16 protein-coding genes are annotated in these 16,505 nt (G+C 56.8%); 1 reads left to right on the top strand and 15 read right to left on the bottom strand.

What is annotated here, in order from left to right; genetic code table 11:
- Positions 1-22: 22 nt before the first annotated feature.
- From hypA to EH206_RS07055, 8 genes are all read right to left on the bottom strand, one after another.
- Positions 23-364 carry a hydrogenase maturation nickel metallochaperone HypA gene (gene hypA / locus EH206_RS07090; protein WP_009112102.1) on the bottom strand — a complete coding sequence of 114 codons (342 nt, stop codon included), beginning with the start codon at positions 362-364 and terminating at the stop codon, positions 23-25.
- Positions 357-863 (bottom strand): hydrogenase-2 assembly chaperone, encoded by a 507-nt coding sequence (hybE, locus tag EH206_RS07085; protein WP_050815595.1) that lies wholly within the window; start codon positions 861-863, stop codon positions 357-359. The genes hypA and hybE overlap by 8 nt, the downstream gene beginning before the upstream one ends.
- 28 nt (positions 864-891) lie before the next feature.
- The gene (locus tag EH206_RS07080; protein ID WP_009112100.1) at positions 892-1,392 is read right to left on the bottom strand and encodes a HyaD/HybD family hydrogenase maturation endopeptidase; all 501 of its coding nucleotides are present in this window, start codon (positions 1,390-1,392) and stop codon (positions 892-894) included.
- Complete coding sequence (gene hybC / locus EH206_RS07075) at positions 1,392-3,098, bottom strand: hydrogenase 2 large subunit (RefSeq protein ID WP_009112099.1); 1,707 nt, start codon at positions 3,096-3,098, stop codon at positions 1,392-1,394. The genes EH206_RS07080 and hybC overlap by 1 nt, the downstream gene beginning before the upstream one ends.
- Complete coding sequence (gene hybB, locus EH206_RS07070; RefSeq protein WP_009112098.1) at positions 3,076-4,275, bottom strand: Ni/Fe-hydrogenase cytochrome b subunit; 1,200 nt, start codon at positions 4,273-4,275, stop codon at positions 3,076-3,078. The genes hybC and hybB overlap by 23 nt, the downstream gene beginning before the upstream one ends.
- Positions 4,262-5,305, bottom strand: a complete 1,044-nt coding sequence (hybA, locus tag EH206_RS07065) for a hydrogenase 2 operon protein HybA (protein ID WP_009112097.1) — start codon at positions 5,303-5,305, stop codon at positions 4,262-4,264. Before hybA ends, hybB begins: the two co-directional genes overlap by 14 nt.
- Positions 5,306-5,308: 3 nt before the next feature.
- Positions 5,309-6,457 carry a hydrogenase 2 small subunit gene (gene hybO, locus EH206_RS07060; protein WP_009112096.1) on the bottom strand — a complete coding sequence of 383 codons (1,149 nt, stop codon included), beginning with the start codon at positions 6,455-6,457 and terminating at the stop codon, positions 5,309-5,311.
- Positions 6,458-7,100: 643 nt separating this feature from the next.
- The gene (locus tag EH206_RS07055) at positions 7,101-8,669 is read right to left on the bottom strand and encodes an ABC-F family ATPase (RefSeq protein WP_040343728.1); all 1,569 of its coding nucleotides are present in this window, start codon (positions 8,667-8,669) and stop codon (positions 7,101-7,103) included.
- 241 nt (positions 8,670-8,910) lie between these two features.
- Here EH206_RS07055 and EH206_RS07050 point away from each other — a divergent pair, with 241 nt between their 5' ends.
- Positions 8,911-9,441 carry a GNAT family N-acetyltransferase gene (locus tag EH206_RS07050; RefSeq protein ID WP_009112094.1) on the top strand — a complete coding sequence of 177 codons (531 nt, stop codon included), beginning with the start codon at positions 8,911-8,913 and terminating at the stop codon, positions 9,439-9,441.
- Between the two features lie 116 nt (positions 9,442-9,557).
- Here EH206_RS07050 and elaB read toward each other — a convergent pair whose 3' ends face one another.
- From elaB to nuoI, 7 genes are all read right to left on the bottom strand, one after another.
- Positions 9,558-9,869 carry a stress response protein ElaB gene (elaB, locus tag EH206_RS07045; protein WP_009112093.1) on the bottom strand — a complete coding sequence of 104 codons (312 nt, stop codon included), beginning with the start codon at positions 9,867-9,869 and terminating at the stop codon, positions 9,558-9,560.
- A gap of 269 nt (positions 9,870-10,138) precedes the next feature.
- Positions 10,139-11,599 carry an NADH-quinone oxidoreductase subunit NuoN gene (gene nuoN, locus EH206_RS07040; RefSeq protein ID WP_009112092.1) on the bottom strand — a complete coding sequence of 487 codons (1,461 nt, stop codon included), beginning with the start codon at positions 11,597-11,599 and terminating at the stop codon, positions 10,139-10,141.
- Between the two features lie 6 nt (positions 11,600-11,605).
- On the bottom strand, positions 11,606-13,141 hold the full coding sequence (nuoM, locus tag EH206_RS07035; protein WP_009112091.1) for an NADH-quinone oxidoreductase subunit M: 1,536 nt from the start codon (positions 13,139-13,141) through the stop codon (positions 11,606-11,608).
- A gap of 96 nt (positions 13,142-13,237) precedes the next feature.
- On the bottom strand, positions 13,238-15,085 hold the full coding sequence (nuoL, locus tag EH206_RS07030; protein ID WP_009112090.1) for an NADH-quinone oxidoreductase subunit L: 1,848 nt from the start codon (positions 15,083-15,085) through the stop codon (positions 13,238-13,240).
- Positions 15,082-15,384, bottom strand: a complete 303-nt coding sequence (nuoK, locus tag EH206_RS07025; RefSeq protein ID WP_009112089.1) for an NADH-quinone oxidoreductase subunit NuoK — start codon at positions 15,382-15,384, stop codon at positions 15,082-15,084. The genes nuoL and nuoK overlap by 4 nt, the downstream gene beginning before the upstream one ends.
- Complete coding sequence (gene nuoJ, locus EH206_RS07020; RefSeq protein WP_009112088.1) at positions 15,381-15,941, bottom strand: NADH-quinone oxidoreductase subunit J; 561 nt, start codon at positions 15,939-15,941, stop codon at positions 15,381-15,383. Before nuoJ ends, nuoK begins: the two co-directional genes overlap by 4 nt.
- Positions 15,942-15,950: 9 nt before the next feature.
- Entirely contained in the window at positions 15,951-16,493 is a 543-nt protein-coding gene (gene nuoI / locus EH206_RS07015; RefSeq protein ID WP_009112087.1) for an NADH-quinone oxidoreductase subunit NuoI, read from the bottom strand.
- Positions 16,494-16,505: the final 12 nt, after the last annotated feature.

The following is a 16,505-nucleotide window of genomic DNA, read 5'->3' as shown; positions in this document are numbered from 1 at the left end:
TCCTCCCGGTTTAAAACCGTTGTTACTCCACCGCTAACTGCTTTAGCTGCATACTGTCGCCGTCATCCACTCGCAGATTATGGCTGCCGCACTGCGGACACCCGGCGTCATGGTTGACGATTTCCACCACGGCGCTGCACTCCCAGCACCAGGCTTTGGCCGGCCGAACCGCAACGTGCAGTTCACATCCTTCCGCCAGCGTTTGCCGGCAGGCTGACTCAAAACAAAAACGCAGGGCGCTCTCCTCAATACAGGAAAGCGCGCCTATTTCCAGCCACACGGCGGTCACCCGCCGGGCATGATGCTGACGGGCCTGCTGTTCAATCAGTTCCAGTGCGCTATAGCACATGGAAATCTCATGCATGGCGTTCACTCCGATTGCGACTGAAAAGCGCCCGGCGGCCGATATTCTGCGGCGCATCGCCGTCCGCGACGGGGAACGACAGCGCCATTTTCGCGCTCTGCTCCGCCAGCAGAACCGCCTGCTCCCCGCTGATGCCGCCGTCGATGGGCGACATCAGCGAACAGGAGAGATACTGCTTCCCTGACATCTCGCCGACGATAAACGTCACGTTGCCGCAGGGCAGCGCCAGCGCCAGACGATCGGCCAATTTTCTGACCGGCCACACCTGCTCCGGTCCCGGCAGCACCAGCAGGCTTATCATCCACGGCGTCAGCAGACAGCCGACCCACTGCCGTTCAAACAGGGTAAAGCCGCAGGCCCTGACCGGGATGCCTTCACGATAAAAAGGCAGCATCCGCATCTTTTCCCGCGCGACCTGCTCGAACATCGGTTCCAGCCAGGCCGCCGGATGACCATCATGACGGATAGTAAGCGCGGATTCTTTGCGCTCGCCCGGCATCTGGTCCAAATCGCCTGCTTCAACTGGGTTATTCACTACAGACCTCGTCATGCTCACGTTCGCTGACGGTGACGCCGCTTTGCCGCAGCGCCGCGATAATCTGCTGTAAGGCCGGCTCCAGCGCCCGCGTAACGGTTGCCGTCAGGCCGATATTCACCTCCAGCGACTCCGGCTCCACCCCCACCAGCGTCAGCTTTTGCGGGAATTCGCCCGTCAGCCGCAACGCCATCAGCACATCGGATAAGCCCAACTGGTGCGGGGAAATCTTGCGGGTGAACAGCGCCGGCACTTCGTCGTCGCGCAGTACCGCCACCTCCCCCGGCGCCTGCCCGCTCAGCACCGCATCCGCCACAATCAGGTGATCGCGTCCGGCCATCGCTTCCATCAGCTCCATGCCCGACGTACCGCCGTCAAGGATGTCGATTTGCGGCGAAAACCTATAGCGCCGCTCTAACGCCTCGATAATGCGCACGCCCACGGCTTCATCGCTCAGCAGCAGGTTGCCGATCCCCAGCACCAGTATGTTCATCACAGCACCTTGACCCTGGTCACTTCATTGCCGTTTACCGTATCCACAATATGCACCGCACAGGACATGCACGGGTCAAAGGAGTGGATGGTGCGCACCACTTCCAGCGGCTTATGGGGATCGGCTATCGGCGTTCCCACCAGCGACTGCTCATAAGGCCCGGCGACGCCCTCGAAGTTGCGCGGCCCGGAGTTCCAGGTGGAGGGAACCACCGCCTGATAGTTGGTGATTTTGCCGTTTTTAAACACGATCCAGTGCGACAGCATGCCGCGCGGCATTTCGCCGAACCCCACGCCGCGGAACTCGGTGTCCGGCGACAGATCGGGTTTGATAAAGGTCTGGTGATCGCCGTTGCCGATATTGGTCACCAACGCCTGCCATTGCTGCGCCAGCGTATCCTTCAGCACGCAGCAGTGCACCGTACGGCCGATCACCCGGCCCAGCGTGGAGTGCAGATGTTCCGTCTGCAGCTGCTGGCCGGTCAATTTGTGGTACGCCGCGCCGACCTGGGCGAAATGCGCGTCGGTCTCTTTATGTTTGGCCGCCAGACTGCACAGCAGCCAGGCCAGCGGCCCCACCTCGACGGTCTTGCCGTAGAAGGTCGGCGCCTTGACCCAGGAGTATTTGCCGTCATCCTGCCAGCCGGTGTAGTTCGGGCGCGTCAGCCCTTCCCACGGCGCCAGCGGTTCGTCATCCTGATACCAGGCGTGCTTGCCGCTCTCCTTGATGCCGTCGATCAGAAAGGGATCGTTATGGCTGGTAATCGGGCGATATTTGGCAAAGTCGCCGTTTTCCAGGTAGCCCCCCGCCAGCAGGAAACCGCCGTTTTTATCGTCCGTCGGCAGTTCAGGCACGCTGAGGTAGTGATCGGCGGCTTTCCCCAGACTCAGCCATTCGGGATAGTGGGCGGCAATCACCACGCTGTCCACCTTATAGACCTGCTCGATAAAATCGCTCAGACGATCGATAAACGACTTCACGTACATCAGGCGTTCCAGGTTCAGCACGCTGGGCGCATCCAGATTGATCGGGTTGGCGACGCCGCCCACGGCCAGATTCTGGATATGCGGCGTTTTACCGCCGAGGATCGCCACGATGCGGTTGGCGTCGCGCTGACACTCCAGCGCCTGGAGATAGTGGGCGACCGCGATCAGGTTAACTTCCGGCGGCAGCTTCATGGCCGGGTGTCCCCAATAGCCGTTGGCAAAAATGCCCAACTGGCCGCTGGCCACCAGATCTTTCACCTTCTGCTGCACTTTGGTGAATTCCGCCGCGTTGTTCAGCGGCCAGTCGGACAGCCCCTTCAGTAAGGCTTCGGCCTTTTGCGGGTCCGCCTCCAGGGCGGAGGTGACGTCAACCCAGTCCAGCGCGGAAAGCTGATAAAAATGCACGATATGGTCATGGATGCTGTGCGCCGCCAGGATCAGGTTACGGATATACTGGGCGTTGACCGGAACGTTGAGCTGCAAGGCATTCTCCACCGCCCGCACGGACGCGATGGCGTGCACCGTGGTGCAAACGCCGCAGATACGCTGCACTATCATCCAGGCATCGCGCGGATCCTGACCTTTTACAATCTCTTCCATCCCACGCCACATGGTGCCGGACGACCAGGCCTTAGTGACTTTCCCCTGTTCAATTTCGCAATCAATGCGCAGGTGTCCCTCAATACGGGTAATGGGATCAATGGTGATGCGTTGGCTCATGCTTTACCTCGGCCTGATAATTCTTATGAACGCCTTCCAGCGCGGGAAGTACCGGCAGCAGCCGGATTAACAAGATGTATGCGCAGACTTCAATCGCCACAAAACCGATGGAGATCAGCACTTCCGACGTAGCCGGGAAGTAGTGATAGCCGCCGCCGGGATTGAACGCCAGCAGGGAATAGCTCAGCCGCCACAGCGCGGCCCCGAACAGCATGCTCAGCGCCCCGATAAACAGCAGACGCGAGTCATTGCGGCAGCGTTTGAAGCGGAACAGGATCAGCGGGAAAACCATCAACGCGATTTCGCACCAGAAGGTGATGGCGAAACGATCGGCGGTAAACAGATACCCAGTTTTATCGCGCCAGATAAGCTCGCCGAAACGCAGCACCACAAACAGCAGCAGCAGTACCTGAATGATTTGCGTCAGCCGGGCGAACAGATGCTTTTCGTTCGCGGCGCGGCCTTTCAGCCCGGCCTGCACCAGCGACCCCTCAAACATCACGATGGAAAAACCCATGATGAACGCCGTCAGCAGCGACAGCAGCGGCAATAGCTCATAGCTCTGCCACAGCGGATGGACCTTAAACCCGGCGGAAATCATCAGCGACCCCATTGACGACTGGTGCATGGTGGGCAGCAGCGCGCCGAGGGCGATAATCAGGAACATCACTTTATTTAACCGCCTGAGCGACACCTTCCAGCCCATGCGCTCGCAGATCACCGGCGCGAACTCCAGCGCCATGACGCCGATATAGATCGTCATACAGACCGCGGTTTCAAACAGTACCGATGAGGTATTGAAATAGCCGGGGATAAAGAAGTACGGAATGTTCCAGTAACGCCCGACGTCGATGGTGATCGACAGCCCCCCCAGTGAATAGCCGAACAGGCTGGCCAACAGCGCCGGACGAACCAGCGGGTGGTATTCGCCGCGGTTAAACACATACACCGCCCAGGCCAGCGCCCAGCCGCCGCAGGCGAAACCGGTACCCACCAGCAGGTCGAAGGCGATCCAGATCCCCCAGGGATAGCCGCCGTTCAGCGCCGCAACGGAGCCGATGCCGAAAACCAGACGTTTCACTATCAGCAGCGCGCACAGAATGACAAACGGCGCCAGCAACATCACCGGCCAACTGACCAGACGCCCGCCTAACGGACTCGCTTTATGCGCCGTCATGATCGTTCTCCTGTTTCTTATCGGCGGGTTTATCGTCCGCCGGATCCTGGTGATCCTGCCGGTCCGCGCGGGTATTGCGATGAACCAGCACCGACAGCCCCGCCAATACCGCCAGCGGCAGCACCATGCCTTTATACAGGGTGTGCTGGATATGCTCGGAGCGCGCGCCGGTGGAAAGTTCCGCCAGCTCGGGCAGATCAAGATTCTGATAAGGCACGCCCGCCAGCACCAGCACCTGGGTGCCGCCCGCCTCTTTTTCGCCATAGACGTGCTGGTCGTATTTCGGAACGGTATGGAGATAGGTATCCTTTTTGCTCAGCGTCTGGCGCGGATAGTGATACTCATCGCCGGCCGACAGCGACAAACGGCGCCTGGCTTCGGCCAGCAGCTCTTCACGCGTACCGAAAATGACCGCGCCGGTGGGACAGACGTCCACGCAGCCCGGCAGGCCGCCCTGGTCCAGTCGTTCCAGCCCCGGCTGATTGCACAGCTCGCATTTATGCAGTTTGCCGAACGGGTTTTCGTAATCGTACTTGGGGATGTTGAACGGACAGGCCACCATGCAGTAACGGCAGCCGGTGCAAATGTCGGCGTCGTAATGAACCACGCCGGTTTTGGGATTTTTCTTCAGCGCGGAAACCGGACAAACCGATACGCAGTTGGGATCGACGCAGTGCATGCACTGCTTTTTGATATAGGCGTAACCGTTCTCAACCTGATCCTTGTTTTTGCCGTCGCCGGAGCTCCACACCTGAATAATGTTATTGGTGTAAGGGCTGAGCTTATCGTTGTTCGACCAGATGGCGTTCCCGCCGGCGTAGATTTTGCTGTCCGGATTGTAGGTCAGCTTATTGAGCTGCTGACATTCGGTCACGCAGGCCTGGCAGCCGACGCACAGCGTGGAGTCATAAAGCATCCCCAGGGCGCCGGGAATGGGTTGTTTATTGGTTGCCGCGGCCTGACCCGCCTGGGGCGTACCGGCCAGCAACGCGCCGGCGGAGGCCAACTTGAAAAAATTGCGTCTGTTCACGGCCTAACCCTCCCGGGGTGGGTTTCCAGCGTCCTGCTGACTTTGCTTGTGAGCCGCCTGCTTTTGCTGACGCCCCAATTCACGCACGGTCATCAGACTGACGCCGCCGACCACGCCAAGCACGCCGCCGATCAAACCCGTCGCGGTGGCGGAGATATGCCCGCCCTCAGGACTATGGACGTCGGGTTTTTCCACCCGCGGCGTGGGATTTTCCACGTTGGCCAGCTGGAAAATACCCTTGGTGAAGCCGATGCCCTTCTCGTTACAGCCATAGCAAGGGTGGCCGATGCCCACCGGCCAGATGCCGCCGCCCACGTCGCAGAACTCCAGCGTCGGACAGTTGCCGTAGGTTTCCGGCCCTTTACAGCCCAGATGGTAGAGACACCACCCCTGACGATGCCCTTCATCGCCGAATTCCTTGGCGAAACGTCCGGCGTCGAAATGCGGGCGGCGCTCGCAGTTTTCGTGGATCAGGCGGCCGTAGGCGAATGTCGGCCGGCCCTCGCCATCCAACGCCGGCGGACGTTGATAGGTGATGATATGCGCCACAGTGGCCAGGAAGTTGTGCGGATTCGGCGGGCAGCCGGGAATATTAATCACCGTTTTCCCCGGCAGGATCTCCTGCAGGCTGACCGCGCCGGTCGGGTTGCTGCCCGCCGCCGGGACGCCGCCCCAGGCGGAACAGGAGCCGATGGCGATGATGGCGGCGGCGTGTTCGGCCGTCTCCTTGATATGATCCACTATCGGTTTGCCGGCCACCATGCAGTAGATGCCGCCGTCTTTGATCGGGATCGAACCGTCGACGACCAGTACGTATTTCCCTTTGTATTGCTCGATGGCACGGTGCTTATTTTCCTCCGCCTGTTCGCCGAACGCGGCGGAGAGCACTTCGTGATATTCCAGCGAGATGGTGTTTAACAACAGATTCTCAATGGTTGGATGCGTCGCCCGCAGCAGGGACTCGGTACAGCCGGTACACTCCTGCGCGCCGATCCAGATAACCGGCGGGCGCTGCGTGGAACCTACTGACCGGGCGATTTCCGCCACGGCGCAATCCGCCAACCCCATCGATGCCGCCAGTGCCGCACATAACTTCATAAAATCACGACGATTAACGCCGTGATGGGAAAGCATGAAATTTTCCCCACTCATTTTTTATTATTCTCCTGTAACCCGAACGGAGGAACACACAATATGTGTGGGGTTATGGTAATGAGTAAGTTAAGTTAACAGACTTGATCTTCATCAATCGGCGGGACAATAGATTTCTTATTTCTGTTATAACTGTGACTTTATACGCATGGCATCTATTTAAAGGGACATGGCTATCGTTTAAATGAGAAATAATCGCAATAACCCGCGTGGGATTATCATGATATTTATATTTAATTAGCTAAATCGATTAGTCACCGGACGTAATCGTTTAATTGATTATTTAAAACGCACTGATATAAAAAGATTTTTTAACATATACGCATTGTCTTTATTTGTTTATTTGCCACGGCGTATACGGCTTTTTTTTATACTCCGAAATTAACAATTAATATTAGTTACTTTAGATTTTTTAGTTTAAAAAAAAATTCTGACGCCTCAGATTTTCAATCCAGCTAACAGGAAATCTCCTTATAACCTGATAATCCACGGCACAATAAATAGCGCTAATATTGGTTAGTGAACGGCGAATAAAAACGACGCGGCCCGGCACCCATTGATAGCTGAAAGAGTAAACAAAAAGGCAGCACGGTATCAACCGTACTGCCTGAAGCGAAAAAAACAGCGCCGTTTTCAGGCCGGATTATTGAATGCCCTGACTGCGCAGATAATCTTCGTAGTTGCCGGTGAAGTCGATGACGCTATTCGGCGTCATCTCCAGAATACGGGTCGCCAACGAACTGACGAACTCGCGATCGTGAGAAACGAACAGCAGCGTGCCCTGGTACATTTCCAGCGCCATGTTCAGCGACTCGATGGACTCCATATCCAGGTGGTTGGTCGGTTCATCCATCACCAGAATATTCGGACGCTGCATCATCAGTTTGCCGAACAGCATGCGGCCCTTTTCGCCGCCCGACAGCACCTTGACCTTCTTCCTGATATCATCCTGGCTGAACAGCAAACGGCCCAGCACGCTGCGCACCGCCTGTTCATCATCCCTTTCCTGCTTCCACTGGCTCATCCAGTCAAATACCGTCAGCGCGTCGTCAAACTCGTATTCGTGATCCTGGGCGTAATAGCCGATCTTGACATTTTCCGACCATTTCACGCTGCCGCTATCCGGCGGGAGATCGCCGACCAGCGTTTTCAGCAGCGTCGATTTACCGATGCCGTTGGTGCCTAGAATCGCGACCTTTTCACCCACTTCCACCATCAGATTCAATTTGCTGAACAGCGGAGCGCCATCAAACCCTTTCGCCAGCGCCTCCACTTCCAGCGCGTTACGGAACAGTTTTTTATCCTGCTCGAAGCGAATAAACGGATTCTGGCGGCTGGAGGCCTTCACCTCTTCCAGCTGGATTTTATCAATCTGCCGGGCGCGGGAGGTCGCCTGTTTGGATTTGGAGGCATTGGCGCTAAAACGGCTGACGAAAGACTGCAGCTCGGAAATCTGCGCTTTTTTCTTGGCGTTGTCCGCCAGCAGGCGTTCGCGCGACTGGGTGGCGGCGGTCATGTATTCGTCATAGTTGCCGGGATAAATACGCAGTTCGCCGTAGTCCAGATCCGCCATATGGGTACACACCATATTCAGGAAGTGACGGTCATGGGAAATGATGATCATGGTGCTGTTGCGATCGTTCAGCACCTGCTCCAGCCAACGGATGGTGTCGATATCCAGGTTGTTGGTCGGTTCATCCAGCAGCAGAATATCCGGATCGGCGAACAGCGCCTGCGCCAGCAGCACGCGCAGTTTCCAGCCCGGCGCCACTTCGCTCATCGGGCCGTAGTGCTGTTCCACGGGAATGCCGACGCCCAGCAGCAGTTCGCCGGCGCGGGCTTCCGCGCTGTAACCGTCCATCTCGCCGTACTGCACTTCCAGATCGGCCACTTTATAACCGTCCGCTTCGCTCATTTCGGCCAGCGCGTAGATACGATCGCGTTCTTCTTTTACCGTCCACAGCTCGGCATGGCCCATGATCACCGTGTCCAGCACGCTGTATTTTTCAAACGCGAACTGATCCTGGCGCAGTTTCCCCAGGCGTTCATTCGGATCGAGAAAAACGTTGCCGGCGCTCGGCGCCAAGTCGCCGCCGAGGATTTTCATAAAGGTGGATTTGCCGCAGCCATTCGCGCCGATCAAACCGTAACGGTTGCCGCCGCCAAACTTAACGGAAATGTTCTCAAACAACGGCTTGCTGCCGAACTGCATGGTGATATTGTTGGTACTTAACACAGCACTTACTCAAGTCAAAATGTGATATGGCACGCATTATGCCACAAGATAGCCGCATAATCGCGGTTAGTCCGGCGCGAAAACAGCAACGCGTGGTTTATGCCCGGAGTACGCGGTTTTAGACGGGACGATGTTTCTACCGCGCGGCGCTTATTGACGCAGCCCCGCAGGTGTAAATACCGTTGCTGCAAGAAATGATCTTTATTAAGGAGCCGGAATGAAAACGCTGTATGAATTGCATTATCCCCCTCACCTGCGTTTAAGCATCCAGGATGAGAACGACGCCGCCGCGCTCTTCGCGCTGATTCAGGCGGAAAAGCCCCGCCTGCGCCGAACCCTGCCCTGGCCGGACTCGGTAAAAGATATCAATGACACGCTAAACACCATCAAAACCAACCGGGATGAGTTTTTCGCCGGCGTCGCCGCGGTCTATGTCATTCGCTGGGACGGCATTATCGCCGGCATCGTCTCGTTCAACACCATCCGGGAGCAGGAAGGGGTGATTGGCTACTGGATTGGCGAAAAATTTGAAGGCAAAGGCGTGGTTTCACTGGCGGTCGGCACCATGATAAAAGCCTATATCGACGCCGGGATCGTCAAGCGCTGCGTGATAAAAGCCTCGGTGGAAAACGCGCGCAGCAACGCGCTGGCGCGGCGTCTGGGATTTGCTTTTTATCGCATCGAAAAAGGGGGAGAAAAGCTTGGCGATCGGCGCATCGATCAGAATATTTACCGCTATCACCCCTGATATCGCCCGCCGGCACCCCGGTTAAAAGACTAGGCTCTGCTCCCGGCCGACCGCCGTGACGGGGTATTACCAAAGGTTGATACGCCGACCGGCCTATCAACCAATAGTCTTATCCACTATCGTTTGGCTAATAACAACCCGAGCACCAGCCCGACCGTCGCGCCGATGCCGATGCCATGCCAGGGTTTGTCGTGCACGTAGACATCGGCTTTATCCGCCACCTGTTTGGCGCGGGCGTAGTAACTATCGGTTGCGCCAATGCGCGCTTTGACCTCAAGCAGCGCTTTCTCCGCATTCTTTTTCAGATCAAGATAGGCTTTGTCGGCCTGGTCGCCGGTGTAACGTAGCACTTCGTCCAGCGTTTCAGTCAAGAGTTTTAGATCGTCGTCGATACGAATCTCTTCAGGTTGTTTTTTTTCGGCTGCCATACAGTGCTCCCTTTCCTTATGAAAAATGGTTGTCCAGTTAACTATAGACAATTCTGCGCTTCTGTAGCGCCTTATAGGGGCAGATCATTCCTAAAGTCGGTTTTTTTATGGCGGGGAGGATAGCCCGCCATAAAAAAAACGCCAGGAGCGTTTTTCAACGTCGCTTGCGACGGCCTGAAAGGTGGCGGGCAAGGATAGCCCGCCATAAAAAAAGCCGCAGATAAAAATCTGCGGCGGTTTTCACGTCAGGCAAGGTTTTCTGCTGGCGGTTACATTATGGGCTGCGCCAGTTGAACCAGCCCAATCAGCGGCTGCGGGTAAAAACCCAGTACCAGCACCACTATGGCTGAAATCACCACCACCGCGCCGCCGGCCGTTAATGCCCAGCTTCCCGGCGCATCTTCACGCGTCGCCACCTGCGGCGCATCCAGATACAGGCTGACCATCACCCGCAGATAATAGTAGAGACCAATCGCGCTACCCAGCACCACCGCGCCGGCCAGCCACCACAGATCGGCGTTAACGCTGACGGCCAATACATAGAACTTGCCGAAGAAGCCCAGCGTCATCGGGATACCGGCCAGCGACAGCATCATCACCGTCATCACCGCGGACAATACCGGCTTATGCCAGAACAGACCGCGATAGGACAGCATGGAGTCGGCTTCCGGAGCGCTGCACGGGCTCGACATCAGACTGACCACGCCAAAGGCGCCGAGACTGGCAAACAGATAGCCCACCAGATAGACGCCGACCGTTTCCAGCGCCAGTTGATGACTTTGCACCGCGATCAATGCAACCAGCAGATACCCCATATGCGCAATGGATGAGTACCCCAGCAACCGCTTGATGCTGCGCTGCGAAACCGCCATCACGTTGCCGAACACAATGGAGACAAAAGCAATCACGCCAAGCGCGATTCTGACCGAGTCGCTGTCCACCATCGGCGCGTAGAGGAACAGACGCATCACCGCGCCGAAAATGGCGATTTTGCTGGCGGTGGCCAGAAAGGTCGAAACCGGCGCCGGCGCGCCCTGATACACATCCGGCGTCCACAGTTGGAAAGGCGCCAGCGACAGCTTAAAGCCCACGCCGACGATGATCATCCCCAAGCCCGCCAGCAACAGCGGCTCATGGATATGAAGGTCGCTCAGACTCCGCCCCAGGCTGGCAAAGGTCAGACTGCCCGAATCGGCATACACCAGCGCCATACCGAACAGCAGGAATGCAGACGACGCCGCCGAGAGCAACATATATTTTATACCGGCCTCCAGCGAACGCGCCTGGCGGAAGGCATAACTGACGAGTCCAAACAGCGGCAGCGAAATCAATTCAATGCCAATGAACAACGACGCAAGATGATTTGCGCTCGCCAGCAAGATCCCACCCAGCGCGGCAATCAGCACCAGCAGATAGAACTCATCACGGTTATCCGCATACCCTTCCAACCATGAATAAGCAAAGGTACTGGTCGCCAGACTGGCCAGCAGCACCAGTCCGGTATAGAACATGGAAAAACCATCAACCCGCAGCAGCGGGGTCACATCGGTCGGCCCTGCCTGGCCTACAAAGTAAAGTGACAGCAGCGCGATGCTCAGACCGATAATCGTCAAGGTTGCGTTGACAAAATGGTTGCGTCGCCACGCAATGCACAGCATCACAACCACTACCGTCAATCCGACGATTAACAGCGGCGATAGCGCGATTAGTTGTTGAGGAGTTATTGTCATGGCGAATTACGGCCTTGTTGTTGAAAGTATTGAATCTGGAGCAGACGACATAAACCACTGCTGGATATTTGACATCGCGGCACTGGAGGTATCCAGAATCGGCTGCGGGAAGACCCCTAACAACACCAGTAATACCACCAGAGGCATAACGACGGACAGCTCGCGCATCGTCATACCCGGCAGCGGTTGTTCTGATTTCGGGGCGCCGTAATAAGCACGTTGCATCAGCATCAGCGAATAAACCGACGCAAATACCAGACCGAAAGTGGAAATCACGGTAATCAGCGGAACAACCTGATAGCTGCCGATCAGAATATTAAATTCCCCGACAAAGTTGCCGGTTCCCGGCATACCCAACGTGGCGACGGCAAAAAAGAGCGACAGCGCCGGCAGATACCTGAGACGGGCCCATAGCCCTCCCATCTGGCGCATATCCCAGGTATGCACGCGCTCGTACAGCTGACCGCACAGGATAAACAGACCCGCTGCCGACAGACCGTGAGCAATCATCAGGATAACCGCGCCCTGAAAAGCCTGTTGGTTGCCGGAATATATGGCGATCATCACAAAACCCATATGGGAAACCGAGGTGTAAGCGACCAACCGCTTGATATCAGTCTGATTAAAGGCCATCCAGGCGCCGTAGAATACGCTGATTACCCCCAGCCACATGGCGATGGGCGCAAATTCGTGGGAGGCATTGGGAAACAGCGGCAGGCTGAAGCGCAGTAAACCGTAGGCCGCCGTTTTCATCAACAGCCCGGCCAGGTCGACGGAACCCGCTGTCGGAGACTGGCTATGGGCATCCGGCGACCAGCCATGTACCGGCACCAACGGCATTTTCACCGCGAACGCGACGAAGAATCCCAGCATCAGCAGGTATTCGATGCCATACGACATCTCGGTCTTCAGCAGCGCTTCGTAATTGAAGGTCCAGACGCCGGTCGCATCGTGATGCACGAATACCAGCGCCAGAATGGCGATCAGCATCACCAGACCGCTGGTCTGGGTATAAATGATGAATTTGGTTGCCGCGGCGGTTCGGGTTTTGTCGTCAGAACCTTTGTGTCCCCATATGGCGATGAGGAAATACATCGGCACCAGCATCATTTCCCAGAAGAAGAAGAACAGGAACAGGTCGATGGCGACGAACACGCCGATAACGCCGACCAGCGTCCACAATATCCCAAGGTGGAAAAGCCCCTGGTTGTGGTGCTCTTCATTCCATGAACTGAGTATCGCTAACACGCCCAGCAGCGCGGTTAACACCACCATCAGCACCGAAAGACCATCCAGCGCGAGATGGAAATCAATGCCAAAGCGCGGGATCCACGGCACGGTGAATTCGGCCTGCCATTGCGGCAGTGCGCCGGGCGTGGCCAAAGAATAGCCACCCTGCAACCACAGTTGCAGAGATAGCACCAACGTCAACCCCATCGCAATCAGCGCGATCCAGCGCGGTACTTTCGCACCTAAACGCTCAGACAGCCAACACAGCAGACCGCCGATAAAGGGGATAAGAATTAGCCAAGGTAGTAGCATGGCGCTTTGTGTCCCTAAATTAAAGAAATCTGAAAACTTGCCGTGGCGGGCGCTCTCATCAGGAATGCCCTACCCTTGTACGTTCCGGTTACCGTCTTAAACCAGCAGTAACAACGCCAATACCGCGACGGCGCCCAATCCCATGGAGGCAACGTACCAGCGCACCTGACCATTTTCGCTCACCGTCAGCCCGCGATTACCCCAACGGGTAATGAAGGCCGGAATAGTCATCAGCGCGTCCAGCGGATCGCGGTGCAACAGCCTGGCGACGGCCAGATAAGGTCTGACGAAAACGTTGTCGTACAGCCAGTCGAATCCCCAGGCATGGAACCACCAGGTTGAGAAGAAACGTCCGGGCGCGCTTTGCGCGATACCGGTCACCAGCTGACGTTTGCCCAGCCACAGCAGCGCGGCCAGCACGATTCCCGCGACGGCGACCACGCCGGAGGCGATTTCCAGCGTTATCATCCGGCCGTGCTCAAGTTCCGTCGTTTCCGGCAGTACGCCGTGCAACGGCGGCACAATCAGCGCGCCGATAAAGGTGGACAGCACCATTAATACGATCAGCGGCAAATGATGGGATATCCCTTTGACCGCATGCGCATGGGTTTTTTCCTCGCCGTGGAACACGATGAAGATCATACGGAAAGTGTACAGCGAGGTCATAAAGGCGCCGGCCAGCCCTGCCGCCATCAGATTGATATGGCCGTTGGCCCAGGCGCCCGCCAGGATCTCGTCTTTACTGAAGAAACCGGCGGTAACCAGCGGCAGCGCCGCCAGCGCCGCGCCGCCCACCAGGAAGCAGGCGTACACCAGCGGGATCTTCTTACGCAGGCCGCCCATTTTGAAGATATTCTGCTCGTGGTGGCAGGCCAGAATCACCGAACCGGAAGAGAGGAACAGCAGCGCTTTGAAAAACGCGTGGGTCATTAGGTGGAAAATCGCCGCATCCCACGCCTGCACGCCGAGGGCCAGAAACATATAGCCGATCTGGCTCATGGTGGAATAGGCGAGCACGCGTTTGATATCCGTCTGCACCAGCGCGGCGAACCCCGCCAATACCAGCGTTACCGCGCCGATGATGCCCACCAGATGCAAAACCTCCGGCGCCATCAGGAACAAACCGTGGGTACGGGCAATCAGATAAACCCCGGCGGTAACCATGGTCGCCGCATGGATCAACGCGGAGACCGGCGTCGGACCCGCCATCGCATCCGCCAGCCAGGTTTGCAGCGGCAGCTGAGCGGACTTGCCCACCGCGCCGCCCAACAGCATCAGGGTCGCCCAGGTAATCGCCGGGGAACCCTCCGCCAGCTGTTGCGGCGCCAGCACCATTAGCTCGCGGAAGTTGAGCGTGCCCAGTTCCCGATACAGAATAAATAGCGCAAACGCCAGAAATACGTCCCCGACGCGCGTCACCACAAAGGCTTTCATCGCCGCCGCGCCGTTTTTCGGATTGGTGTAGTAGAAACCGATCAGCAGATAGCTGCACAGCCCCACCCCTTCCCATCCGAGGTACATCAGCAACAGGTTATCCGCCAGTACCAGCACCACCATGCTGGCGATAAACAGGTTGGTATAGGCGAAGAAACGCGAGTACCCCTCTTCACCGCGCATATACCAGGAAGCGTACAGGTGGATAAAGAAACCCACGCCGGTAACCACGGACAGCATGGTGGCCGACAGGCCGTCAAGCGTCAGCGTCACGCCGATATTAAAGTCGCCCACCGCCATCCAGGTCCACAGATGCTGGTCAAATACGCCCGCACCGCTATGTTGCCGACCAAGAAAATCAGCCACTACCCAGGCCGCCGTCAGCGCCGCCAGTCCGACGGAACCCACACCGACCGTCGCAGACAGATTCTCCGACCAGCGGCCGCGGGAAAACGCCAACAGCAGGAAGCCAAGCAGCGGGAATAGTATTGTTAAATAGAGTAAGTTCATCCGCGCATCTCACTGACCGTATCAATATTCAGATTCTGGCGGCGGCGGTACAGTTGCAACAGCAGCGCCAACCCAATGCTGGCTTCAGCCGCCGCCAGCGTAATCGCCAGAATATACATCACCTGCCCGTCCGCCTGATGCCAGTAACTGCCCGCCACCACAAACGCCAACGCCGCAGCGTTAATCATTATCTCCAGGCTTATCAGCATAAACAGCAAGTTACGACGGATAATCAGCCCGGTCAGCCCCAAAACAAACAGGATGGCTGCCAAAATCAAACCATGTTGTAACGGAATCATGCGCGTTCCCCTGTTATTTTATTATCAACATCCTGGCGCGCGGTTTCTTTGGCGATAACCTCACCGCGTTTGTCTTCGCGACCGACGTGGAAAGCGACCACCAGCCCTGCCAACAGCAGCATCGAGGCCAGTTCAACGGCGAGAACATAAGGGCCGAACAGCGCGATGCCCACCGACTTGGCATCCACCACTTCTCCGCTAATGCCCTGGTCATCCAGACTGAGAATGCCCTTCACTATCACTACCAGCAATACCAGCGACAGCAATGATGGCCCTATCCAGACGGTGGGTTTAAGCCATGCGCGTTCCTGCTCGACCACGGAATTTCCCAAGTTGAGCATCATCACCACAAACACGAACAGCACCATAATGGCGCCCGCGTAAACGATGATCTCCAGCGCGCCGGCAAAGTAAGCCCCCAGCGAGAAAAACACGCAGGCGATGGCAATAAGAGAAACGATCAGATACAACAGCGCATGTACCGGGTTGGTATGGGTAATGACGCGCAGCGTCGCCACTACCGCAATCAGACCCGCAATATAAAAAGCGAATTCCATGCTAGCTCCTTAGGGCAACAGGCCTTTGACATCGATGGGTTTGGCTTCGTTTTCGGCTTCGCCTTTATCTTTCCCATCGATAGCCATGCCGGCCATCCGGTAAAAGTTATATTCCGGATATTTACCCGGCCCCGAGATCAGCAGATCTTCTTTTTCGTAAACCAGATCCTGACGTTTGTAATCCCCCATTTCAAAATCCGGCGTCAGCTGAATCGCCGTGGTCGGGCAGGCCTCTTCGCAAAAACCACAGAAAATGCAGCGCGAGAAATTGATGCGGAAGAATTCAGGATACCAGCGGCCATCTTTGGTTTCCGCTTTCTGCAGGGAGATACAGCCCACCGGGCAGGCCACCGCGCACAGGTTACAGGCCACGCAACGCTCCGCGCCGTCCGGATCGCGCGTCAGTACGATACGGCCGCGAAAGCGCGGCGGCGGGTTCACCGGCTCTTCAGGATACATTCTGGTTTCGCGCTTTTTAAAAGCGTTCGAACCCACCATACAGATACTGCGTACCTGGGTGCCGAAACCAACCACTAAATCTTTTAATGTCATGGTTTATTCACC

Origin of the sequence: Brenneria nigrifluens DSM 30175 = ATCC 13028 (assembly GCF_005484965.1) — a bacterium.
Taxonomy (GTDB): Bacteria; Pseudomonadota; Gammaproteobacteria; order Enterobacterales; family Enterobacteriaceae; genus Brenneria; species Brenneria nigrifluens.
This window is presented reverse-complemented; position numbering and strand designations above follow the sequence as displayed.

Bases quoted from the DNA above. Each gene is read 5' to 3' on its own strand.
- hybE (WP_050815595.1), bottom strand. From the start codon at position 863: ATGCCGGGCGAGCGCAAAGAATCCGCGCTTACTATCCGTCATGATGGT.
- nuoJ (WP_009112088.1), bottom strand. From the start codon at position 15,941: ATGGAATTCGCTTTTTATATTGCGGGTCTGATTGCGGTAGTGGCGACG.
- hybO (WP_009112096.1), bottom strand. From the start codon at position 6,457: ATGAGTGGGGAAAATTTCATGCTTTCCCATCACGGCGTTAATCGTCGT.
- EH206_RS07080 (WP_009112100.1), bottom strand. From the start codon at position 1,392: ATGAACATACTGGTGCTGGGGATCGGCAACCTGCTGCTGAGCGATGAA.
- nuoM (WP_009112091.1), bottom strand. From the start codon at position 13,141: ATGCTACTACCTTGGCTAATTCTTATCCCCTTTATCGGCGGTCTGCTG.
- nuoK (WP_009112089.1), bottom strand. From the start codon at position 15,384: ATGATTCCGTTACAACATGGTTTGATTTTGGCAGCCATCCTGTTTGTT.
- elaB (WP_009112093.1), bottom strand. From the start codon at position 9,869: ATGGCAGCCGAAAAAAAACAACCTGAAGAGATTCGTATCGACGACGAT.
- hybC (WP_009112099.1), bottom strand. From the start codon at position 3,098: ATGAGCCAACGCATCACCATTGATCCCATTACCCGTATTGAGGGACAC.
- nuoL (WP_009112090.1), bottom strand. From the start codon at position 15,085: ATGAACTTACTCTATTTAACAATACTATTCCCGCTGCTTGGCTTCCTG.
- nuoI (WP_009112087.1), bottom strand. From the start codon at position 16,493: ATGACATTAAAAGATTTAGTGGTTGGTTTCGGCACCCAGGTACGCAGT.
- EH206_RS07055 (WP_040343728.1), bottom strand. From the start codon at position 8,669: ATGCAGTTCGGCAGCAAGCCGTTGTTTGAGAACATTTCCGTTAAGTTT.
- nuoN (WP_009112092.1), bottom strand. From the start codon at position 11,599: ATGACAATAACTCCTCAACAACTAATCGCGCTATCGCCGCTGTTAATC.
- EH206_RS07050 (WP_009112094.1), top strand. From the start codon at position 8,911: ATGAAAACGCTGTATGAATTGCATTATCCCCCTCACCTGCGTTTAAGC.
- hybB (WP_009112098.1), bottom strand. From the start codon at position 4,275: ATGACGGCGCATAAAGCGAGTCCGTTAGGCGGGCGTCTGGTCAGTTGG.
- hypA (WP_009112102.1), bottom strand. From the start codon at position 364: ATGCATGAGATTTCCATGTGCTATAGCGCACTGGAACTGATTGAACAG.